General features: G+C 62.4%; 18 protein-coding genes. 3 read left to right on the forward strand and 15 right to left on the reverse strand.

The features are described 5' to 3' along the window. Nucleotides 1-426 precede the first annotated feature (426 nt). Nucleotides 427-795, reverse strand: coding sequence for a DUF6124 family protein (locus AC6I6U_RS13955; protein WP_497882500.1), 369 nt, complete (start codon nt 793-795; stop codon nt 427-429). A 128-nt stretch (nt 796-923) separates the two neighbouring features. Here AC6I6U_RS13955 and AC6I6U_RS13960 point away from each other — a divergent pair, with 128 nt between their 5' ends. Continuing rightward, nucleotides 924-1,580: a LexA family protein gene (locus tag AC6I6U_RS13960; RefSeq protein ID WP_497882501.1), complete on the forward strand. Its 657-nt coding sequence runs from the start codon at nt 924-926 to the stop codon at nt 1,578-1,580. Nucleotides 1,581-1,750: 170 nt separating this feature from the next. Here AC6I6U_RS13960 and AC6I6U_RS13965 read toward each other — a convergent pair whose 3' ends face one another. The 9 genes from AC6I6U_RS13965 to AC6I6U_RS14005 all read right to left on the reverse strand — a co-directional run bounded on the left by AC6I6U_RS13965 (nt 1,751) and on the right by AC6I6U_RS14005 (nt 13,004). Then, nucleotides 1,751-3,694, reverse strand: a complete 1,944-nt coding sequence (locus tag AC6I6U_RS13965) for an acetyl/propionyl/methylcrotonyl-CoA carboxylase subunit alpha (protein ID WP_497882502.1) — start codon at nt 3,692-3,694, stop codon at nt 1,751-1,753. Beyond that, on the reverse strand, nt 3,694-4,506 hold the full coding sequence (locus tag AC6I6U_RS13970; RefSeq protein ID WP_497882503.1) for a gamma-carboxygeranoyl-CoA hydratase: 813 nt from the start codon (nt 4,504-4,506) through the stop codon (nt 3,694-3,696). The genes AC6I6U_RS13965 and AC6I6U_RS13970 overlap by 1 nt, the downstream gene beginning before the upstream one ends. 218 nt (nt 4,507-4,724) lie before the next feature. Then, on the reverse strand, nt 4,725-6,332 hold the full coding sequence (locus tag AC6I6U_RS13975; protein ID WP_497882504.1) for a carboxyl transferase domain-containing protein: 1,608 nt from the start codon (nt 6,330-6,332) through the stop codon (nt 4,725-4,727). 11 nt (nt 6,333-6,343) lie between these two features. Further along, nucleotides 6,344-7,507, reverse strand: a complete 1,164-nt coding sequence (locus tag AC6I6U_RS13980) for an isovaleryl-CoA dehydrogenase (RefSeq protein ID WP_497882505.1) — start codon at nt 7,505-7,507, stop codon at nt 6,344-6,346. Between the two features lie 229 nt (nt 7,508-7,736). Next, complete coding sequence (locus AC6I6U_RS13985) at nt 7,737-8,402, reverse strand: NEL-type E3 ubiquitin ligase domain-containing protein (RefSeq protein ID WP_497882506.1); 666 nt, start codon at nt 8,400-8,402, stop codon at nt 7,737-7,739. Nucleotides 8,403-8,435: 33 nt separating this feature from the next. Then, nucleotides 8,436-10,055 (reverse strand): leucine-rich repeat domain-containing protein, encoded by a 1,620-nt coding sequence (locus tag AC6I6U_RS13990; protein WP_497882507.1) that lies wholly within the window; start codon nt 10,053-10,055, stop codon nt 8,436-8,438. After that, nucleotides 9,964-11,334: a dermonecrotic toxin domain-containing protein gene (locus AC6I6U_RS13995; protein WP_497882508.1), complete on the reverse strand. Its 1,371-nt coding sequence runs from the start codon at nt 11,332-11,334 to the stop codon at nt 9,964-9,966. Before AC6I6U_RS13995 ends, AC6I6U_RS13990 begins: the two co-directional genes overlap by 92 nt. 12 nt (nt 11,335-11,346) lie before the next feature. Then, nucleotides 11,347-11,730: a hypothetical protein gene (locus AC6I6U_RS14000; RefSeq protein WP_497882509.1), complete on the reverse strand. Its 384-nt coding sequence runs from the start codon at nt 11,728-11,730 to the stop codon at nt 11,347-11,349. Between the two features lie 356 nt (nt 11,731-12,086). After that, on the reverse strand, nt 12,087-13,004 hold the full coding sequence (locus tag AC6I6U_RS14005; RefSeq protein ID WP_497882510.1) for a LysR family transcriptional regulator: 918 nt from the start codon (nt 13,002-13,004) through the stop codon (nt 12,087-12,089). Between the two features lie 66 nt (nt 13,005-13,070). Between AC6I6U_RS14005 and AC6I6U_RS14010 the strand changes: the two genes are divergently transcribed. Then, on the forward strand, nt 13,071-13,688 hold the full coding sequence (locus tag AC6I6U_RS14010) for a LysE family translocator (RefSeq protein WP_497882511.1): 618 nt from the start codon (nt 13,071-13,073) through the stop codon (nt 13,686-13,688). A gap of 675 nt (nt 13,689-14,363) precedes the next feature. On the opposite strand, the gene AC6I6U_RS14015 is transcribed toward AC6I6U_RS14010, so the two are convergent. The 3 genes from AC6I6U_RS14015 to AC6I6U_RS14025 form a co-directional block, all read right to left on the reverse strand. Continuing rightward, nucleotides 14,364-15,263 (reverse strand): hydroxymethylglutaryl-CoA lyase, encoded by a 900-nt coding sequence (locus tag AC6I6U_RS14015; protein ID WP_497882512.1) that lies wholly within the window; start codon nt 15,261-15,263, stop codon nt 14,364-14,366. A 38-nt stretch (nt 15,264-15,301) separates the two neighbouring features. Continuing rightward, nucleotides 15,302-15,685, reverse strand: coding sequence for a MerR family transcriptional regulator (locus AC6I6U_RS14020; protein ID WP_497882513.1), 384 nt, complete (start codon nt 15,683-15,685; stop codon nt 15,302-15,304). A gap of 170 nt (nt 15,686-15,855) precedes the next feature. Next, complete coding sequence (locus AC6I6U_RS14025; protein ID WP_497882514.1) at nt 15,856-16,785, reverse strand: LysR family transcriptional regulator; 930 nt, start codon at nt 16,783-16,785, stop codon at nt 15,856-15,858. Between the two features lie 153 nt (nt 16,786-16,938). On the opposite strand from AC6I6U_RS14025, the gene AC6I6U_RS14030 reads away from it, so the two are divergent. Then, nucleotides 16,939-18,168, forward strand: a complete 1,230-nt coding sequence (locus AC6I6U_RS14030) for an acyl-CoA dehydrogenase (protein ID WP_497882515.1) — start codon at nt 16,939-16,941, stop codon at nt 18,166-18,168. Nucleotides 18,169-18,402: 234 nt separating this feature from the next. On the opposite strand, the gene AC6I6U_RS14035 is transcribed toward AC6I6U_RS14030, so the two are convergent. Both AC6I6U_RS14035 and xthA read right to left on the reverse strand, forming a co-directional pair. Continuing rightward, nucleotides 18,403-19,731, reverse strand: coding sequence for a substrate-binding domain-containing protein (locus tag AC6I6U_RS14035; RefSeq protein ID WP_497882516.1), 1,329 nt, complete (start codon nt 19,729-19,731; stop codon nt 18,403-18,405). 171 nt (nt 19,732-19,902) lie between these two features. Then, nucleotides 19,903-20,715 carry an exodeoxyribonuclease III gene (xthA, locus tag AC6I6U_RS14040; RefSeq protein ID WP_497882517.1) on the reverse strand — a complete coding sequence of 271 codons (813 nt, stop codon included), beginning with the start codon at nt 20,713-20,715 and terminating at the stop codon, nt 19,903-19,905. Nucleotides 20,716-20,812 lie beyond the last annotated feature (97 nt).

The raw sequence follows: 20,812 nt of genomic DNA on the forward strand, positions 1-20,812 counted from the left end.
GTGTTTATGATATTGATTCTCAAGTACTTCAGCGATTTTTCCGCTCGACTGCCTGGCCAGGCGGTCTTTCATTGATAGATAGTCCTTTGCTATCATGCGCGCCATCGCGACTGCCCCCTCAAGATGGCAGCGCCAAAGTCTTCATTAGCCTGAAGCCGAACCCGTAAAACGGGTGCAAAAAAAAAGACCCGGCAAAAAGCCGGGTCAAAAACCGTGATTAGCCTGATGAGGAGATAATCCAGGAGTCCGACCTAAGGTCTCCGGGGTTATCGACTGATCTCGCGATCAGCTGCTTGCAATAATAATCATTATCATTTGCAAGTCAAATGTTTTCCTGTCCCTTTTGGAAATTATTTTTCCACTCCTCTCCAGACTTCGATTTTCTCTGTCAGTAGCCGGGTATTGGCCGCTACGCGCGTGCGCGTGTCACGGCGCCGGATATTGGACATTCACGGCGCGGTCGACCATGGCCTTGGCCATGTCGATCATGTGCACCACGGAAAAGGCCAGGTCGCGGGACGAACCCTGCAGGGCGTCGGCCGCCTCATAGGCGGTGGCAGCGGCGCAGCGCAGTAGATCGGAAGCATGGATCATTGCTTCTTCGGCGCTGAGATTCTGGCGCACGGCGAACAACCGGTCCTCGCAGACCCGATGGGTGTTCCCCTCGGAAAGCGAGGTTGAAACGGTTGGTTTCAAATAATAATCGAGCGCCCGCCGGGTTGCGGGCCCGTCCCTGAGCGATTCGTAGGGGGGCGTGGGGTCGATATCGACCTTGTTCTTGATGGTGGAAGTCATGGAGAGCCTGCCTTTGAGGGGAATTCGAAACAGCAGTCCCAGATTAGTACCAACTGTACTCTGATGCTTGTGACATATAATACATTTTGTGTATTGATCCGTTGAGTACAGCCCGTATTGTGCCGTCCATGGATAAATGGATTGCACTGGTGAGAGCCAAGTTACGTGAACTTGGCCTCACCCAAGAAAAACTCGGAGAGCGCGTTGGGGTATCCCAGGGCGGCGTCGGCCACTGGTTGAACAAGCGTCGCCAGCCGGATCTCGAAACCATGAACAAGGTTTTCCTGGCCCTGGGCATGGGGCATCTGGAAATCGCCCTGGTGATCCGCGACCGTTCGGTGGCGGTGCAGTTGCCTGGCGAGCGCGATGGACAGCCTTACGACACCACGTCGGCGTTCCGTTATCCGGTCAGTGACTGGCGGACGGTGGTGCGCACTTGTGAGCCAGGGGCCGAGGACGTCGCCGGCGCCTGTTACGAAGTGGCGGATCACTATGCTTCGGGCGAGGCGTTCTGGCTCAAGGTGTCGGGAGACGCGATGACCGCGCCATTGGGGATCAGCGTGCCGGAGGGGATGTTGATCCTGGTGGACCCGGACATTGAGCCCGAGCCTGGAAAGCTGGTGGTTGCGCGTCTGCGGGACAGCGAGGAAGCGGTTTTCCGGCAATGGGTTCAGGAGGGTGGTCAGAATTATCTGAAGCCTTTGAACCCGACTTATCCGAAGATTCTGTTTACCGATGACTACAGCATTATCGGAGTGGTCGTGCAGGCGACTGCGAAGTTCTGAAGAATCTGTTTCTGTACGCAGGCTGTTGGTGTGCACAGATCTGAGGGGCCGTGATTGTTGCAGGAGCAAGCGGTGCAACGACGCGACTTGCCCGCGAAGCTTTTGGCGACCTTACAGGCCTCTTCGCGGGCAAGCCCCGCTCCTACACGAGTGGGGCGTAGGTGGGCGGGTTACTCCAACTCCACCAATGCACTACCCTCGGCGACCATCTCGCCTTCCTGGCAATACAGCGCCTTGACTACCCCGGCCTGGGGCGCGCGGATGCTGTGCTCCATCTTCATGGCTTCGAGCACCACCAGCTGCGTCCCGGCTTCGATCGACTGGCCAACCTCCACCAGCACCCGAACGATGCTGCCGTTCATCGGTGCCGTCAGGCCGCCCTGTTGACCGTGGCTGGCCTCGACCGCAGCGATCGGATCGAACGCGCTCAGCGCCAGCAGTTCTCCCTGCCACTGCAGGTACAGCTCGTCGCCGCGGCGGATCGCCCGATGGCGCTGGCGCAAGCCTTGCTGCTCGATGGACAGCTCGTCGCCTTGCAGCGTAATGGTCGCATTCGCCGCCAGTGTCACCGCGCGGTCTTCGTTGCGGCAGCTCAGGTGCAGCACGGTTTCACTGGGTAACCCACTGCGCAAACCGTTGCGTTCGGCCCACGGCGAGAAGGGGTCGTCCTTGCGACGGGGCTCGCCAAGGCTCTGCACCCAGGCCTGGGCCGCCACCTGCCAGAACTCGTCGCCCAGTGGCTCGGCCGCTGGCAGCAGCTGTTCCTGGTAGAGTGGGATGAAACCGGTATCCAGTTCCGCCGCGGCAAAGGCCGGGTGAGCGATGATCCGTCGCAGGAAAGCCAGGTTGGTCTTGAGCCCGCCGACGGCGAATTCGTCGAGCATCGCCAGCAGGCGCAGGCGGGCCTGTTCGCGGGTTTCGCCCCAGGCGATCAGCTTGCCCAGCATCGGGTCGTAGAATGGCGAGACGCTGTCACCCTCGGCCACGCCGCTGTCGACCCGGCGCCCCGGTCCGGCTGCCGACTCCCGATAGACTGCGAGACGCCCGGTGGCGGGGAGGAAGTCGTTGCCCGGATCTTCGGCATACAGGCGGACCTCGATGGCATGCCCCAGCAATGGCACTTCCTGCTGGCTGATCGGCAGCGGCTCGCCGCTGGCCACGCGGATCTGCCAGGCGACCAGGTCGAGGCCGGTGATGGCTTCGGTGACCGGATGCTCGACCTGCAGGCGGGTGTTCATTTCCATGAAGAAGAACTCGCCGCGCGAGTCGAGCAGGAACTCCACGGTGCCGGCACCGACATAACCAATGGCTTGTGCGGCACGTACAGCGGCCTCACCCATGGCCTGGCGCAACGTCGGGCTGAGGCCGGGGGCGGGGGCTTCCTCGACGACCTTCTGGTGGCGACGCTGGATCGAGCAGTCGCGTTCGTTGAGGTACAGGCAGTTGCCATGGCGGTCGGCGAACACCTGGATTTCCACGTGACGCGGCTTGAGCAGGTATTTTTCCACCAGCATCCGCGAATCGCCGAACGATGACTGTGCTTCACGTTGCGCCGAGGCCAGGGCTTCGGCCAGTTGGGCGGGGTCCTCGACCACCTTCATGCCCTTGCCACCACCGCCGGCGGTAGCCTTGAGCAGCACCGGGTAACCGATGCGCGCGGCGGCCTCGCGGAAGGTTTCCAGGTCCTGGGCTTCGCCGTGATAGCCGGGCACCAGCGGCACCCCGGCGGTTTCCATGAGTGCCTTGGCGGCGGACTTGCTGCCCATAGCCTCGATGGCCGTAGCGGGCGGGCCGAGCAGGACCAGCCCGGCCGCCTCGACCGCACGGGCGAAGTCGGCGTTTTCCGAGAGGAAACCGTAGCCGGGGTGAATCGCCTGGGCACCGCTGGCCTGGGCCGCGGCGATCAGCTTGTCGATCTGCAGGTAGCTTTCGGCGGCCTTGCTGCCGCCCAGGTCGACGCGGATATCGGCTTCACGACTGTGGCGGGCGTCACGGTCGATGGCGCTGTGCACGGCGACAGTGGTCAGGCCCATGGCCTTGGCGGTGCGCATCACCCGGCAGGCGATTTCGCCCCGGTTGGCGACCAGCAGGGAGGTGATCACGGGGGCGTTCATCAATGGGACTCCTTGTTGGATCCGGCTTGCCAGGCAGGCGGGCGTTTTTGCAGGAAGGCGCGCAGGCCCTCCTGGCCCTCGGTGCTGACCCGGATGCGGGCAATGGCGTTTTCGCAGTAGCGGCGCAGGGAAGGGGTGAGGGCACCGCCGCCGACTTCGCGCAGCAGGTCCTTGCTCACCCGCATCGCTTGCGGGCTGTTGTGCAGCAGGTTGTCGATCCAGGTCTCGACCTGCTGGTCCAGGTCGGCGGCCGGGTAGCATTCGGCCAACAGCCCGAGTTCACGGGCGCGCACGCCGCTGAAGCGTTCGGCGGTGAGTGCGTAGCGGCGGGTGGCTCGTTCGCCGATGGCCTGGACCACGAACGGGCTGATCACTGCCGGAGCCAGGCCTATGCGCACTTCCGACAGGCAGAACTGGGCGTCCTCGGCACCGATGGCCATGTCGCAGCAACTGATCAGGCCCAGCGCGCCGCCATAGGCCGCGCCCTGCACCACGGCGAGGGTGGGAAGTTTCAACCGGGCCAGGTTGTACATCAGCTCGGCCAGCTCACGGGCGTCGTCGAGGTTGGTGTGGTAGTCCAGCTCGGCCGATTGCTGCATCCAGGCCAGGTCGGCGCCGGCGCTGAAATGCCGGCCACGGGCGCGCAGCAGCAAAAAGCGCAGGGCCGGGTCGGCCTGGACCCGGTCCAGGGCGATGATCAGCTCGCGGATCATTTCGGCGTTGAACGCATTGTTCTTGGTTTCGCGGCTGAGCCAGAGGGTGGCGAAACCCCGTGGGTCGGTCTGCAGTTCGAGGGTATTGAAATCGGTCATTCTGAGCGCTCCGGCTGGAGGGTTGCAGCGTTTGGTTGATCGTTATCGCCAGCAAGCCGGCTCCCACGGTCCGGCGGCGTTGCACGAGTTGGCAGTCATGCACAACCTTGTGGGGGATTCTTATTCACGGCGGTCCGACGCCTCGGTAAATCCCACGCAAGGTACTGGCCTGACGTGGCCCCTGTGGGAGCCGGCTTGCTGGCGATAGGGCCTCAAGGTCACATGCGGAATACGCCGAACCGGCTTTGCTCGATCGGCGCATTCAGCGCCGCCGAGAGGGCCAGGCCGAGGATGTCGCGGGTCTGCGCCGGATCGATCACGCCGTCATCCCACAGGCGCGCGCTGGAGTAGTACGGATGGCCCTGATGTTCGTACTGGTCGAGGATCGGCTGCTTGATTTCGGCCTCCTGTTGCGCCGTGAACGCCTGTCCGCTGCGCTCGCTCTGTTCGCGCTTGACCTGCACCAGCACGCCGGCCGCCTGTTCGGCGCCCATCACGCCGATCCGTGCGTTCGGCCACATCCACAGGAAACGGGGGTCGTAGGCGCGTCCGCACATGCCGTAGTTACCGGCCCCGAAGCTGCCGCCAATGATCACGGTGAACTTCGGCACCTTGGCGCAGGCCACTGCGGTCACCAGCTTGGCGCCGTGCTTGGCGATGCCGCCGGCCTCGTATTTCTGGCCGACCATGAACCCGGTGATGTTCTGCAGGAACAGCAGCGGGATGCCACGCTGGCAGGCCAGTTCGATGAAGTGCGCGCCTTTCTGCGCCGCTTCGGCAAAGAGGATGCCGTTGTTCGCCAGGATCGCCACCGGGTAGCCATGCAGGTGGGCAAAACCACACACCAGGGTGGTGCCGAACAGCGCCTTGAACTCGTCGAGCCCCGAACCATCCACCAGCCGGGCGATCACTTCACGCACGTCGAACGGCTGCTTGGCATCGGCCGGGATCACTCCGTACAACTCGTCGGCCGGATAGTTCGGGGCAATCGGCGTGCGTTGTTGCAGTTCGCCGAGCTTGCGCCAGTTGAGGTTGGCGACGCTACGCCGGGCCAGGGCCAGCGCGTGTTCGTCGCTGTCGGCGTAGTGGTCGGCAACGCCGGAGACCTTGCAGTGCACATCGGCACCGCCGAGGTCCTCGGCGCTCACCACCTCACCGGTGGCGGCTTTCACCAGCGGCGGGCCGGCGAGGAAGATGGTCGCCTGCTGGCGGACCATGATGGTTTCGTCGGCCATCGCCGGCACATAGGCGCCGCCGGCGGTGCAGGAGCCCATGACCACGGCAATCTGCGGGATGCCCTGGGCGCTCATGTTGGCCTGGTTGAAGAAGATCCGTCCGAAGTGTTCGCGGTCCGGGAACACCTCGTCCTGGCGTGGCAGGTTGGCGCCGCCGGAGTCCACCAGGTAGATGCATGGCAGGCGGTTCTGCTGGGCGATAGCCTGGGCGCGCAGGTGTTTCTTCACGGTGAGCGGGTAGTAGGAGCCGCCTTTGACCGTGGCATCGTTGGCGACGATCATGCATTCGATGCCTTCGACGCGGCCAATGCCGGCGATCACCCCGGCGGCCGGAACGTCTTCGCCATAGACCTCATGGGCAGCCAGTTGGCTGATTTCCAGGAACGGCGAGCCGGGGTCGAGCAGGCGGTTGATCCGCTCGCGGGGCAACAGCTTGCCGCGCGAAGTATGCCGTTCCTGGGCCTTGGGCCCGCCGCCCTGGCGGACCTGGGCGAGCAGCGAGCGCAGGGCGCCGACCTGTTCGAGCATCACCGCGCGGTTGTCGGCGAACTCGGCAGAGCGCGGGTTGAGTTGCGTGTGCAGGATAGCCATGTGCGCGCCCCTCAGCGGGTTTCGTTGAACAGTTCGCGACCGATCAGCATCCGGCGGATCTCGCTGGTGCCGGCGCCGATCTCGTAGAGCTTGGCGTCGCGCAGCAGGCGTCCGGCGGGGAATTCGTTGATGTAGCCGTTGCCGCCGAGGATCTGGATCGCTTCGAGGGCCATCTGGGTGGCGCGCTCGGCGGTGTAGAGGATCACCCCGGCGGCATCCTTGCGGGCAGTTTCGCCGCGTTCGCAGGCACGGGCCACGGCATACAGGTAGGCGCGGCTGGCATTGAGCTGGGTGTACATGTCGGCGACCTTGCCCTGGATCAGCTGGAATTCGCCGATGCTCTGGCCGAACTGCTTGCGGTCGTGGATGTAGGGCAGCACCAGGTCCATGCACGCCTGCATGATTCCGGTCGGGCCGCCGGAGAGCACCACCCTCTCGTAGTCCAGGCCGCTCATCAGCACTTTCACGCCGCCGTTGAGCTGGCCGAGGATGTTTTCCTCGGGCACTTCGACGTCATCGAAGAACAGCTCGCAAGTGTTGGAGCCACGCATGCCCAGCTTGTCGAACTTGTTGCTGCGGCTGAAGCCTTTCCAGTCGCGCTCGACGATGAAGGCGGTGATGCCATGGGGGCCTTTTTCCAGGTCGGTCTTGGCGTAGATCACGTAGGTGTTGGCGTCGGGGCCGTTGGTGATCCAGGTCTTGCTGCCGTTGAGTACGAAGCGGTCGCCGCGCTTGTCGGCGCGCAGTTTCATCGACACCACGTCGGAACCGGCGTTGGGTTCGCTCATGGCCAGGGCGCCGACATGCTCGCCGCTGATCAGCTTGGGCAGGTACCTGGTCTTCTGCGCGTGGTTGCCGTTGCGGTTGATCTGGTTGACGCACAGGTTGGAGTGGGCGCCGTAGGAGAGGGCGACCGAGGCCGAGCCGCGGCTGATTTCTTCCATTGCCACCACGTGCGCCAGGTAACCGAGACCGGCACCGCCGTATTCTTCTGCTACGGTGATACCCAGCAGGCCCATCTCGCCGAACTTGCGCCACATGTCGGCGGGGAACAGGTTGTCCGCGTCGATCTGTGCGGCACGCGGGGCCAGCTCATGGGCGACGAAGCCCTGCACCTGATCACGGAGCATGTCGAGGGTTTCGCCGAGGTCGAAGTTCAGGGTCGGATAGCTCATGGGGCACCTTTGTTATGGACTGAGCACAGTAGAAGAGGTGTTTGTATTTACCTTTACGTTAACGTAAGTCTGATCGGGCCAGCTGTCAATTGAACATTTCCAGCTCGGTCAATGCGATAGTGGGCTTGGTCATCGTGGTTTCTCTGGTGAAGGTTAAGTCCGCAAACTCAACGTTAGCCAAGAACCACGATGACCATCCTCTTTTGCCCACTGGGCACCTTCGGCTGGTTCAGTTACACCACTTCTCGGGACACGATCGCCCGAGAATCTGCCTGACCCTGTCCATCGGCTGGCTTTCCTGGGCGAGGATAAGCTGGTAAGCCGTCTCCACCTGTTCCGGAGTGATCCCGGCAATCCGGGTGTAGTACATCTTCGAAGCTTGCCAAGGTAATTGCAGCTTTTCCCCCAGGCCGACACGGAAGGCCAGGTAGACTTCTGCTTCATCCGGGCGCCCGCCCCTGGCCCGGCGTCTGCTGATCACTGCCCGGGCTTCGGCGTTGACGCGATCCAGGCGTGATTTGCCCTTGGCCAGTTGCAGCAGTTTCGCCTCGATCCTGCTGGCGTCCGTTTCGGTGTAGGCTTCATGCACCAACACATCGAAGCCCATGTCGCTGAACGCCACGGCGATGCCGTCGGCACAGGCGTCACCTTGCGGCGCGTTGGCCTTGGCGAAGAGTTTCTCGCGCAGCGCGGTGTCCTCGACGGCGGCATCGACCATGCGCCGAACCTTGTCCAGCAGTCCGGGACGGGTGAGTGGGTCGGCATAGTCGGCCGATTCCCTGAGGTCACCGATGACCCGGAAGAAGGCTTCGGACTGATCGATCGGCTCCTCGCCGGCCAGGCGCAGCCAGTTGTTGCGAAAGGCGTCCTGCCCCCCTCGGTCGAGTCCCTCCACCCAGGCGCTTTCATCGCGTGAAACAGGCTCGCGCTAGCCCTGCGGGCTATGCACCGGCGAGTCATCGCTCAAGTCGGTATCCGATTCCGAGTCGAGCGGCATGTCCAGTCCCAGGTCGATCCCGGTTTCCGTGAAGTAGTCCACGACATCGCTCACGGCCTCGTCCTCGAGGGGGTTGCCATGCAGGTAGATGGCACTGGCGATCCGTTGACCTTCCTCGCTGGTGCCCAGGATTGACTCGGGGATGGTGCTCAGGTGGTTGGCGCTCAGGTCCAGCCGGGTCAGTTGCGTCAGGTTCTGCAGGCCGGTCGGCCAAGTGGTGAGCCCGGTGTTCTGCAGTTCGATATGGATCAGTTCCGGCTGGGCGGTGAAATCCGGTGAGCGACCCAGGCGCGGGTTGTTCGCCAGGTTCAGCTCCCTCAGTTGAGTCAGCCCGGACAGGTGATTGGCGGATTCCTCCGTCAGGACGATGCGGTTGTTGCCCAGCTTGAGGAGCGTTAGACCGGACATCGAGCCCACCGCTGGCGGAATCTCGTTGAGGAAGCCGCCGCCGATGTACAGCTGGGTCAACTGGGGGAACGTCTCGAGGAACGCGTTCAGGCCCTCCATGAGATCGGGGAGGGCCAAGGTCAGGAGCAGATTGCTGACATGGCTGAAGTTGGCCGACAGTACCGGTAGCCGGACTGTCGAGTCGAACAGCAAGAGACTCAGGTGATAGCGTCCCGGCTGCGAGTTGGCGCCCTGGAAGTGGTCACGGCGCCAGCATTGCTTGATCGATCTGGCGATGTAGTGTCGGGCCGACGACTGCGGTCCGGTTTGCGGCAGTGTTCCGACCCAGGCGTCGAGCTCGTTGCACAGGGTCTGGTACTCGACCTCCAGTTCCCCGAGGCGGTTGACCGCCGCGACGTCGTTCAGGCCGCGCATGCCGAGAAACGTCTCGACCGTTCGCCAGTGATGGTCGGGGTAAAGGCGTTGGGCCAGCTCGGTGAAGGCCACGGAGCGGGTGGCGGGGCCTCGTTGCCCTGTCTCTGCCGCCGCCGCAGGGCGGCGGGCGGCCAGGCGCATGGGCGGAGTGTAGTCAGGTCTGATGGGGGGCAGGCCGAGCAGTTTTTCCATCTCCTTGCGCGGGGGCAGGGGTTGATCGAGTACGGTCTGTTTCAGGCCGGCCGCTTCCTGGGTTTGCGCAAAACCCAGGGCCTTGCGTTCGGCATCGGGCAGCGCGTGCAGCACGCTGCTGTAGAGCGTGTCCGGGCCGTGCAGGTCCTGGCCCAGGGCATCGTAGGCCTCATACTGGTTGCCGGTTTTGACCAGTACCTTGCGAATCGGTGCCTGCGGTGCGCCGAGGCTGTCGAGCAGCGTGCCGCTGAAGTGGGATTCGCGTATTTCCAGGCGGACCTGATCCGACCAGCCGGGCAGCTTGCCGATCTGGCTCAGGATCAATCTGTCACTGTCGGGGTTGTGTATCGCGTCCAGGTACAGGCCCTCGCCGGTCCGTGCAAGACGTGTCGTGCGGCGGTAGTAGCGGGCCTCTTCGGCCAGTCGCAGCGGCACCTTGCGGGCGTCATAGAGCAGGCCTCGTTCGGCTGGGGTGGCGTTGGCGAGCAGCTCCTGCGCGACCGGCCCCGGCAGGTCCGGGAACGTCTGGCGGATCAAGGCTACGGCGGGGTCGCTGGTCTGGCTGCGATAGCTGTAGTGGGAGTCGAACAGTGCCGTTTGGCGACTGCTGGCCTGGGTCGCGAGTTTGCGCCTGAGGGCTACGGTGCGTGCATCCCGGCTGATGGGCCCGGTTCTGAAGTCCTCGCCCAACAAGCTGCGGATTTCGCTTTCGTCGAGGTTCTGCAGGACCTTTCGCAGCAGTTGGTTGGCGTTGAGCCCGGGCCATCGAACGTCGATGCGTTTTCAGCGCGCTTGCCTGGCCGGCGGGGTATTCCTTGAGCGGCGCGCCACGGCCGTCCAGCAACCGCAAGACTTTGCTCGACGGCCACACCGGCTCGGTGGTCAGCAGTTGCAGTTCCATGTGCAATTCATCCAGGGAACTGTCGGCCGCACCACCGCTTTGCAGGCTCTGCACCAGCTGGTTGAGGTCACGGTCGAGCTTGAAGCGGGTCACGCTGTCTTCGAGCAGGGCGGGAGGCGATTGCTGGTCCAGGTGCAGCTGACGCAGGACCTCTGCGCCTTGCGGCGGCTTGACCGGCTTGAGCCCCTCGATAAACGACGAGCCTTCAAAATCCATCGTCACTGCGGTGCCCAGGCCCAGCAGCTCGACGTTCAGCAGTACGCCGATACAGCCGAGTACCGCCTGCATTTTCTCGTCGTGGCGCCATTGCTCGATGCCGTTGTAGAGCTGGACAAGCATTTGCGCGCCCGCGACCGCCAGCATGGCTTCGCCGAGTCCGGGCACGAGGAACAGCAGGTTGACGGTCCAGTTCATCAGTGAGTGCAGGCGCGCGGCACGGGTCTTTTTGTCCTCTTCGTCCGTGGGAACTGCCGTGACACGGGCGTCGTCGAGCATCTTGACCGTCTGCAGGACACAGAACTCGCTGAAGGGGTTGTCTCCCAGCGAGTTTTTTTCAAAATGCAGGTTGGCGTTCAGATCCGGCTTGCGCTGCCGGGTGGTCGGGTCGAGCGGATTCAGGCGGTCATCGAGGGCCTGGAAAAACGCCGGTTGAGTGCGTACGTGAACATAGCGCTTGAAGAACCCCTGGTAGGTCTTGTCCCGCAGGCGTTCGCGCAGTTCGTTGTGGAAGGCGTTGACGGAGGGGTAGCGCTTGACGGCCTGCTGCCCATCGCCCGAGAGGCAGGCCACGCACGGCAGGTCGCCGTTACTCGAGGCGAGACTGTGTTCAATCAACAGGACACCCTTGAGCAAGGTGCCCCAGGCGCCGCTGTCGATGTTCGGGAAGTCGAGCAGGGTCAGGGAGTAGCAGCGCACGGGACGACCATCTCAGCGGGTTGGCTGCCGGGTGTCGAGCAGGCTTTGCAGCATCTGGTGCGCCGACGCGTCCACGTGTCCCTTGATCAGGGCGATTTCCGCCTGCAGCGCCAGCTCGTCGCGGGCCTGTTGTTCGAAGACAATGTTGAACAGCGGGCTGGACTGACCGTGTACGGTGGGCAGCAGAAAGCTCTCGACGCTCTTGAACCCTTCCAGCAGGCTCGCCAGCGTGGTTTTGGAAGTCTGGCTCTGTTTGAGGCGCGTGGCGAAGGCCTGGCGTCGTTCGACAGAGGCCTGGGTCAGCCAGGAGGGCAGTTGTTTGAGTATCAGGCGATGGTTTCTGGTCGAGCGTCGCGCTGCGGCAGTGCTGGCGAGTGGGGTTTTCTGGGGACTCATAAGGATCGACTTTTGGCTGAATGAGCCTTTCAGCTTATGCCGAATATTCGCGCGTAAAAGTTTAAAAACTGAGCAAATTCAGTTGGTTAGTATTAGTAATTCGAGCATTTCAAATAGCCGGTTATGGCCTGTGGAACTGGGGCTTGTGCTAATGGCCTGCGTGGCCAATGTGCCTGCTCAACGGTGGCTCACGTCCTTGCCTGGCTGCGTGGCCATTGCGCGCCGCAGCCCGGCTACGACTGATCGTGTCTCAGGAAGTGGATTTTCAGATTTCACCGTCGCAGGGAAGGGCGATAGGCTCGATTAGCGTGTGCACACGGCCAATGCCTTTCTCTGTCGGGTACCAGTAAAAGCCTTCAGCCAACTGCCCGTAACCATTCAAGCAAATCCATTTCCAGGCTGCCGGGCTTAAGGACTGTGGAGGAGAAAAGACAGTAGCGCGAGCCGTCCTCGACAAATCCCAATGGCGCTGCCAACACACCACTCTGGATATCGTCGCGCACCAGGTGCCACGGGCCAATGGCTACACCGAGGCCTGCGACAGCTGCCTGGATGCTGAAGTAAAAGTGTTCAAAAGGTTGCATCTCCACTGTTGGAGTGGGCAATCCTTTTGCATTGGCCCATTCCTGCCAAGCTGCAGGTCGGCTGGCGGTTTGAAGTAATGGGGCGCAGTCGCTCAGGCATTCGCTGCTTTTGCCAAACCAGTGATCTGTCATCTCTGGCCGACATACAGGGCCGATCTTCTCTGGAAACAACGTCTCGGCACGATAATTGTGGGGGCGAGGAAAATCGTCCCGCCGGATGGCCAGGTCTATGCCGTGGTCGAATGAAAAGATGCCACCCCCCGCTACAAGATGAATGTCAATCCCCTGATGACGTGCCTTGAAGTCGCTCCAGCGAGGGATCAACCAACGCATTAACAAGGTTGGCTCGCAGGACAAAACCAACTGACGAGCGCGACGAGCGTCGGTGCGAATCTCGCCGACTGCCTGGCTCATCAACCCAAACCCGTCACTCACCGCCTTCGCCAGGCGCCTTCCGGTATTTGTCAGAAAAACCCTTCGGTTACGCCGCTCAAATAGATCGACTCCCAAGTCTTCCTCAAGCAAACGCACTGCGCGACTGATAGCGCCGGGCGATAAGTGAAGTTCGTCAGCAGCACGAGCGAAGCTTTCGAGCCGCCCAGCTGATTCGAAGCAACGCAGCGCGAGCAGAGACGGCATGCGCACTTCGGAAACCAGTGAGCTGTAGTCACCTTTTTCGTCAGAAATCATCGTTAGTGCCAGAGTGCAGGATCAGTGAATATGGACTTCTAACATTAACTACTCGAAGGATAAAGCATGAGCGAATGGATAGCAGTGATCACTATTACGGTACTCGCATGCATCAGTCCAGGGCCGGATTTCGCCATGGTTTCTCGCAACGGGTTGCTGCTGTCTCGACGCGCGGGCGTTCTCACTGCGGTGGGGATCGGGATGGGGGTACTTGTTCACGTGTGCTACACGCTGCTCGGGCTAGGGTTGGTGCTTCAGCAAACGCCTTGGTTATTCACTGCGCTAAAGTTGGCTGGAGCTGCATATCTCATCTATCTGGGGATCAAAATGCTGTGCTCCAGGCCTGCGACGGAACCGCCGGACGCATCGGCGGCTGCGATGTCAGGCCGGGCAGCTTTACGTGCGGGATTTCTCACGAACGTGTTGAACCCCAAGACGTCGATTTTCATCGTCAGCTTGTTCATGGGGGTAGTGCACCAGGACACCACACTGACCGTGCAAATCGCGTATGGGCTGTTTATCGCAGCAGCGCATGTGGTTTGGTTCAGCCTGGTCGCGCTGTGTTTCTCAGCCGGAGTTGTACGCGAGAAAATGGTGGCCGCACGACAATCGATTGACCGGGTTTTTGGTGGATTGCTCGTAGGCTTTGGGATTTTACTGACCGCCACTCAGCGTTCAGGTTGAGCTGGATTGGCCTTGCCAAGCTGTTCATACCGGCTTTCAGCGTGTTTCTGTCGAGGCTGGAGTTGGGGGCAAGTGGAAGGATCGTGCCGTTGGCGCTGAGCGCCGATTGTGTTCCGGGGGCCGGGGCAGGGGAGGATTTCAACGAAGACCAGAAACACGAAGGGGAGCCGAAGCTCCCCTTGAATGCGTTTTGTGTGCTCTTTTCTTGTTATTGAGGGGCGGTCTGTTGTTGTTTTTGTCAACCGTGACCCTTTACCGCTGTTTTTTTGCGACCCCCATCCGGGGTCAAGAGCAAACATATTTTTTTGAGCGCTGATCTGCTTTATCAGGAGATCCAACCAGTTCGGGAGCTACCTTGAGGTAGTTTTATTGTTCTCTGCCCGGTTGCGGGTGACCCGGAGGTTCCCTGAAAACACACCTGCTCCAAAAGAATCTGTTAGCTGCGTCTCTGCCGTGTTGTTCTTGTTATGTCAGAGTCGGTACGTCTTATTTTTATTGGTTTGCTGCTTTTTGTTCTTGTTATGCCAGAGATATAGCAGGTGGCGTGCCAACTTTTTAAAATCCTTTAAAATCAATTGGTTGATGATTTTGTAGGACAATCTTCCGTGGGCAACATCGGCGAATCTGTTTCCGTGTTACTCGTTTGTGTTTCCGCTTGGTAACACACTGTCACACTCAGCCCGCCTGTCGCGCCCTGGCTACCCGCGAACCGGTAGCACGGCCGAGCACACTGCAGATTTCCTGGCCGGCCAGCAGCAGGCGGTCGAGGTCGACGCCAGTGCTGATCCCCAGGCCATTGAGCAGGTAGAGCACGTCTTCGGTGGCGACGTTACCGCTGGCGCCCTTGGCATACGGGCAGCCGCCGAGGCCGGCGATGGAACTGTCGAACACCTGGATACCCTCGAGCAGGCTGGCGTAGAGGTTGGCCATGGCCTGGCCGTAGGTGTCGTGGAAATGCCCGGCGAGCTTCTCCCGCGGCACGCTGGCGGATACCACCTCGAACATGTGGCGGGTGGCGCCGGCGGTACCGGTGCCGATAGTGTCACCCAGGGACACTTCGTAGCAGCCCATCGCATACAGCTCGCGGGCGACCACCGCGACCTGCTCGGCCTTAACCGCGCCTTCATACGGGCAGCCCAGCACGCAGGACACGTAGCCACGCACGGTCACGCCGTGCTGGCTGGCGGCATCCATGATCGGCACGAAGCGCTCGAGGCTTTCCTTGATGGAGCAGTTGATGTTGCGTTGGGAAAAGGCCTCGGACGCAGCAGCGAACACCGCTACCTCTTTTACCCCGGCGGCCACGGCATCCTCGAACCCGCGCAGGTTGGGGGCCAGGGCGGCATAGGTCACACCGGGCTTGCGCTGGATGCCGGCGAAAACCTCGGCCGAGCCGGCCATTTGCGGTACCCATTTGGGCGAGACGAAACTGCCGACTTCGATGTAGTCCAGGCCGGCATCGGTCAGGCGATCGACCAGGCGGATCTTATCGGTGACGCTGATGGGCTGGGCTTCGTTCTGCAGGCCGTCGCGGGGGCCGACTTCGACCAGACGTACGTGGGTGGGGAGGGACATGGGCGGGTACCTTCTGGAATGTGGGGGGCGGTGCTTGATCATTCGACGGTTTGGGCCAGCGCCTGGATGCAGCGCTCCTCGGCGGTGTCGAGTTCCAGTTTCATCTGTTCGATGTCCAGCAGTTGCTGCTCCAGTTGCGCACGGCGCTCGGAGATTTTTGCCAGCATGCTGTTGAGCTGCTTCTGGTTGCCTCCGGAAGGGTCGTACAACTCGATCAGCTCGCGGCACTCGGCGAGGGAGAAGCCGATGCGCTTGCCACGCAGGATCAGTTTCAGGGTCACCTTGTCACGGGCCGAGTAGATGCGCTCCAGGCCACGGCGCTCCGGGGCGAGCATGCCCTGTTCTTCATAGAAGCGGATGGCACGGGTGGTGATGTCGAGCTCGCGGGCGAGGTCGGAGATGCTGTAGGTCTGGCTGCTCATGAAGGCGCTCGGGGAGGGGCATGAGGGGTAAACTAAAGGCTGGTTGACGTATACGTCAAGCTGGTGGCGGCTGAGTGCGGGCAATGAGGGGGGCATCAGAGGGTGAGGGGAGCTGTGCTCCCCAGCGCGGGCAAGCCCGCTCGCCACAGGCGCTCGCTTGTCACAGTGGCTCAGGCCTTGTCGAGCTTCTTCTCGTGGGCGGTGACCTGCTGGCACAGCTCGATGATCTGTTCGCGCATCCAGCGGTTGGCCGGGTCCTGGTCGGTGCTTTCGTGCCAGTAGAGATGGGTTTCCACCGGTGGCACGTCGTTGACCGGCAGTTGGAAGTAGTGCAATTCATGCCGGCGGGCGAAACGTTCCGGTACGGTCATGACCATGTCGGTCTGCTGCAGCACCTGTGAAGCCATCAGGTAGTGCTGCGAGCGTAGGGCGATCTTGCGCTGGATGCCCATCTTGCCCAGGGCCAGGTCGACGTAGCCCAGGCCGTTGCGTCGGCTGGAGATATGGATGTGGGTCAGCCCCAGGTAATCGTCCAGGTTCAGCTTGTCCTTGCCCGCCAGCGGGTGGCCCTTGCGCATGGCGCAGACGTAGCGGTCTTCCATCAGCCGCACGTGGCGTACCTGCGGGTCGGTGTTGAGCGGCGCGTCGACGGCGAAGTCGATGCGTCCGGCCGCCAGTTCCTTGGTGGTCTCGCGGCGCTTGGAGAGGAAACTCTCGATCGCCACGGTCGGCGCCAGGCGGCGCAGGCGCTGGAACAGCGGCGGCAGGATCACCGCCTCGGTGAGGTCGGTCATGCTGATGCGGTAGGTCTTGTTCGCCTGCAGCGGGTTGAAGATGCGGCTTTCCTGGACCGAGGTGCGCAGCAGCGACAGCGCGTTGCGGACCGGGCCGATGATGTTCTGCGCCATTGGCGTGGGCACCATGCCTTGGGCGGTGCGCACGAACAGCGGGTCGTTGAAGGTTTCCCGCAGTCGGGCCAGGGCGTTGGACACCGCAGGCTGGGTGATGCCGACGATCTGCCCGGCGCGGGTCAGGTTGGCTTCGGTGTAGATGGCGTCGAAGACGATGAAAAGATTGAGGTCGACCTTGCTCAGATTCATTTCGCGGCGCTCTTATTGTCAGTATTCGATCAGCCGATCATATATCGGTGATGAATGTTAATACACGCCGAGAATAGCTTTGGTAAATTTTCGTAGCCGGGACTAGCATCGATTCCATATCCCCAACCACCTGTTACAGGAAGGTAGCTGCCCATGGATTTCGCCTATTCGCCCAAGGTTCAGGAACTGCGTGAGCGTGTCACCGCATTCATGGACACCTACGTGTACCCGGCCGAACCGGTGTTCGAACGCCAGGTCGCCGAAGGTGACCGCTGGCAGCCCACCGCGATCATGGAGGAGCTCAAGGCCAAGGCTCGCGCTGAAGGCCTGTGGAACCTGTTCCTGCCGGAATCCGAACTGGGGGCGGGGCTGACCAACCTGGAATACGCGCCGCTGGCGGAAATCATGGGCCGTTCGCTGCTGGGCCCGGAGCCGTTCAACTGCTCGGCGCCGGACACCGGCAACATGGAAGTACTGGTGCGCTATGCCAATGAAGAACAGAAGCAGCGTTGGCTCGAACCGCTGCTGCGTGGCGAGATCCGCTCGGCGTTCGCCATGACCGAGCCGGACGTGGCCTCGTCCGATGCCACCAACATGGCCGCCCGCGCCGTGCGTGATGGCGACGAGTGGGTGATCAACGGCAAGAAGTGGTGGACCTCCGGTGCCTGCGACCCGCGCTGCAAGATCCTCATCTTCATGGGCTTGAGCAACCCGGATGCACCGCGTCACCAGCAGCACTCGATGATCCTGGTGCCGGTCGATACCCCCGGTGTGAAGATCGTCCGGCCGCTGCCGGTGTTCGGCTATGACGATGCGCCGCACGGTCACGCCGAAGTGCTGTTCGAGAATGTGCGGGTGCCTTACGAGAATGTATTGCTGGGCGAGGGTCGTGGCTTCGAGATCGCCCAGGGGCGCCTGGGGCCTGGGCGGATTCACCACTGCATGCGTTCGATCGGCATGGCCGAGCGTGCGCTGGAGTTGATGTGCAAGCGTTCGGTCAACCGTACCGCGTTCGGCAAGCCGCTGGCACGCCTGGGCGGTAACATCGACAAGATCGCCGATTCACGGATGGAAATCGACATGGCCCGCCTGCTGACCCTGAAGGCGGCGTACATGATGGACACCGTGGGTAACAAGGTAGCGAAGAGCGAGATCGCCCAGATCAAGGTGGTGGCGCCGAACGTGGCCTTGAAGGTCATCGACCGGGCGATCCAGATTCATGGCGGAGCGGGGGTATCCAATGATTTCCCGCTGGCGTACATGTATGCGATGCAGCGGACCCTGCGCCTGGCCGATGGCCCGGATGAGGTGCACCGGGCAGCGATCGGCAAGTATGAGATCGGCAAGTATGTGCCGCGGGAAATGATGCGCCCAGAGCGTTGATTGAGTGAACCCTTGTGGCGAGCTCACCTTCCTGGGTGGGCCTGCTGGCCAACTGCTTTTGTGGCGAGCGGGCTTGCCCGCGCTGAGGTGCGCAGCAGCCCTGAAACCTGAGTCCACGGTGTACCAGGCAGATTGATGCTGCCGGGTTTGGGGCCGCTTCGCGGCCCGGCGCGGCGGTGCGGCGTCCCGACAAGCTCGCTCGCCACCAATGCTGGCCGGACCGGAGATCGTCGATCAATAGACCCACACCTCGACCCGGCGATTCCTGATCCGGCCTTCATCGGCGGTATTGGCCGCCACCGGCATCTGCTCGCCAAAACCGATGATGTCGCGAAACACCACGCCACCCTTGAGCAGTTCCCGGCGCACCGCCATGGCCCGCAGCTTCGACAGCAACTGCGCCCGCTCCGGGTCGCTCTTGGCATCGCCAAATCCCACCAGCGTCACCCGATCGTTCAGTTTGCCGCGGTCGCGCAGGTAATCGAGTACTCGCTGCACATCCTGGCGGGCCTTGCTGTCCAGGCTGGCACTGCCTTCCTCGAAACGGAAGTTCACCGATAGACGCTGGGCCTGTTTCGCCAACGCCCGGTAGTCGGCGGGCATCTGCGCGCTGGCGGGCACCGGCATGGCCTGTACCGTCTGGGCGATGAAGCCGCTGCGGGCAACGATCGCCTGGCCGGCCCGGCCCTGGGTGAACTTCACCAGCGACCGGGCCCACAGATTGCCGCTGTTCGGCGGCAGGTAGAAGAACAGCCGGCGTGACAGCGGATAGTCCTCGGTGGCGATCAGGCTGGCCAACGGCAACATCGGTTGCGAGTCGCCATCGACGATCGCCACGGCCTTGGCCTGGCGCACATAGGGCAGGCCGATGAAACCGATGCCGGCCCGGTCCTGGCTGACCGCATCGGACAGTTGCTCGCTGGACTCGAAGCGTTTGGCGCCGCTGGCCAGGGGCTTGTCGTGCAGGACCAGGTTGCGGAAGGTGTCCCAGGTGCCGGACTGGTCATCGCGGGCGTATAGGTGGATGGCCCCGCCGATGCCGCCCAGTTCTTCCCAGGTTTTCACCGTTCCGGAAAAGATCTGCGCCAATTGCCGGCTATCGAGTTGGGTCAGCGGGTTCTGCGGGTGAAGGATGATCGCCACGCCGTCGATGGCGATCACCTGTTCGGCCTCGGGGCTTTTCAGGTCGCCGAGGTTTTCCAGGGCCTGGCGTTCGCTATCCTTGATGGCGCGGGAGGCGGCGGCGAGGTCGGCGGTGCCGGCCTTGAGGGCGACAAAGCCGGTGCTGGAACCGTGGGCGGCCACTTCGACGCGCACCCGTCGGCCCTGGTCGGTGGTGGCCAGGATCCGCTGTTCATTGTCCTTGCCGGTGGCTGCGTCGTGCACGCCGCGCAGCCCCTGCTCGATGAGCCAGGCCTTGACCAGCGCGGGGCCGAGAGTGGCGCCGATGGTGTTGGAGCCTTGGATACGCAAGACCAGGCCATCGTCAGGCGGCGCGGGGAGGGCGGCGTGGGTGATGGATGTGAGGGCGCAGAGGAACAGCAGGGAGAGCGCACGCAGCATGAGGGCGGCACCTTCTGGAAACAAAAGTGCGGCAAGAATGAGTCAGTGTGGTTGCAGAAAGATGACAGCTGGCCGGGACTCTTCGCGGGCAAGCCCTGCTCCTGCAGGATTGCATCGTCCCCTGCAGGAGACTTGCCCGCGAAAGGGCGAAGACAGGCTAAAGAAAGCGAATCAGCTCAGTTCCAGCCAGATCGGCGCATGATCGGAAGGTTTTTCCATGCCCCGCAGCTCATAGTCGACGCCACCGGCCTTGACCCGCGACAGCAGCCCGTTGGAGGCCATGATCACATCGATGCGCAGTCCGCGCTTGGGCTCGTCCTCGAAACCGCGGCTGCGGTAGTCGAACCAGCTGAAACGGTCGTTCACCTCGGGGTGCAGGTGGCGGAAGCTGTCCACCAAACCCCAGTTCTTCAGGCGTCCCAGCCACTCGCGCTCTTCCGGCAGGAAGCTGCACTTGCCGGTCTTCAGCCAGCGCTTGGCATTGTCGGCACCGATGCCGATGTCGCTGTCCTCGGGGGAGATGTTGATGTCGCCCATCACCACCAGCGGTGTGTCGTTGCTGAAGCGGCTCTCCAGCAGCCGTTGCAGGTCCTGGTAGAACTTGGCCTTGGCCGGGAACTTGGTCGGGTGGTCGCGGCTTTCGCCCTGGGGGAAATAGCCGTTCATGATGGTTACCGGGTTGCCGTTCTCGTCGGCGAAGGTGCCCCAGATGAAGCGTTTCTGGGCTTGTTCGTCATCGCCTTCGAAACCCTTGTGCAGGCTCAGCGGCGCCTGGCGCGAGAGCAGGGCGACGCCGTAATGGCCCTTCTGCCCGTGGAAACTGACGTGGTAGCCCAGCGCCTCGATTTCCGCCTGGGGAAACTGTTCGTCGGCGACCTTGGTTTCCTGCAGGCCGATCACGTCCGGCTGGTATTTCTCGATCAGCGCCGCCAGCTGATGGGGCCGGGCGCGCAGGCCGTTGATGTTGAACGAGACGATCTTCATGGGCGGCAGTCCTGGCAAAACAGCGATGCTAGCCGACAAGTCCGATCCGGGCCAGCGTGGCGGTAGGACAAATGCACTGCTAACGTTAGCTGACAAG

Source organism: Pseudomonas sp. UTLPPB19802, assembly GCF_059730225.1.

Coding starts and splice junctions, on each gene's coding strand:
- AC6I6U_RS13980 (WP_497882505.1), bottom strand. CDS start 7,507: ATGAGCTATCCGACCCTGAACTTCGACCTCGGCGAAACCCTCGACATG.
- AC6I6U_RS14035 (WP_497882516.1), bottom strand. CDS start 19,731: ATGCTGCGTGCGCTCTCCCTGCTGTTCCTCTGCGCCCTCACATCCATC.
- AC6I6U_RS13970 (WP_497882503.1), bottom strand. CDS start 4,506: ATGACCGATTTCAATACCCTCGAACTGCAGACCGACCCACGGGGTTTC.
- AC6I6U_RS14010 (WP_497882511.1), top strand. CDS start 13,071: ATGAGCGAATGGATAGCAGTGATCACTATTACGGTACTCGCATGCATC.
- AC6I6U_RS14000 (WP_497882509.1), bottom strand. CDS start 11,730: ATGAGTCCCCAGAAAACCCCACTCGCCAGCACTGCCGCAGCGCGACGC.
- xthA (WP_497882517.1), bottom strand. CDS start 20,715: ATGAAGATCGTCTCGTTCAACATCAACGGCCTGCGCGCCCGGCCCCAT.
- AC6I6U_RS14030 (WP_497882515.1), top strand. CDS start 16,939: ATGGATTTCGCCTATTCGCCCAAGGTTCAGGAACTGCGTGAGCGTGTC.
- AC6I6U_RS14005 (WP_497882510.1), bottom strand. CDS start 13,004: ATGATTTCTGACGAAAAAGGTGACTACAGCTCACTGGTTTCCGAAGTG.
- AC6I6U_RS13955 (WP_497882500.1), bottom strand. CDS start 795: ATGACTTCCACCATCAAGAACAAGGTCGATATCGACCCCACGCCCCCC.
- AC6I6U_RS13965 (WP_497882502.1), bottom strand. CDS start 3,694: ATGAACGCCCCCGTGATCACCTCCCTGCTGGTCGCCAACCGGGGCGAA.
- AC6I6U_RS14020 (WP_497882513.1), bottom strand. CDS start 15,685: ATGAGCAGCCAGACCTACAGCATCTCCGACCTCGCCCGCGAGCTCGAC.
- AC6I6U_RS14025 (WP_497882514.1), bottom strand. CDS start 16,785: ATGAATCTGAGCAAGGTCGACCTCAATCTTTTCATCGTCTTCGACGCC.
- AC6I6U_RS13960 (WP_497882501.1), top strand. CDS start 924: ATGGATAAATGGATTGCACTGGTGAGAGCCAAGTTACGTGAACTTGGC.
- AC6I6U_RS13975 (WP_497882504.1), bottom strand. CDS start 6,332: ATGGCTATCCTGCACACGCAACTCAACCCGCGCTCTGCCGAGTTCGCC.
- AC6I6U_RS14015 (WP_497882512.1), bottom strand. CDS start 15,263: ATGTCCCTCCCCACCCACGTACGTCTGGTCGAAGTCGGCCCCCGCGAC.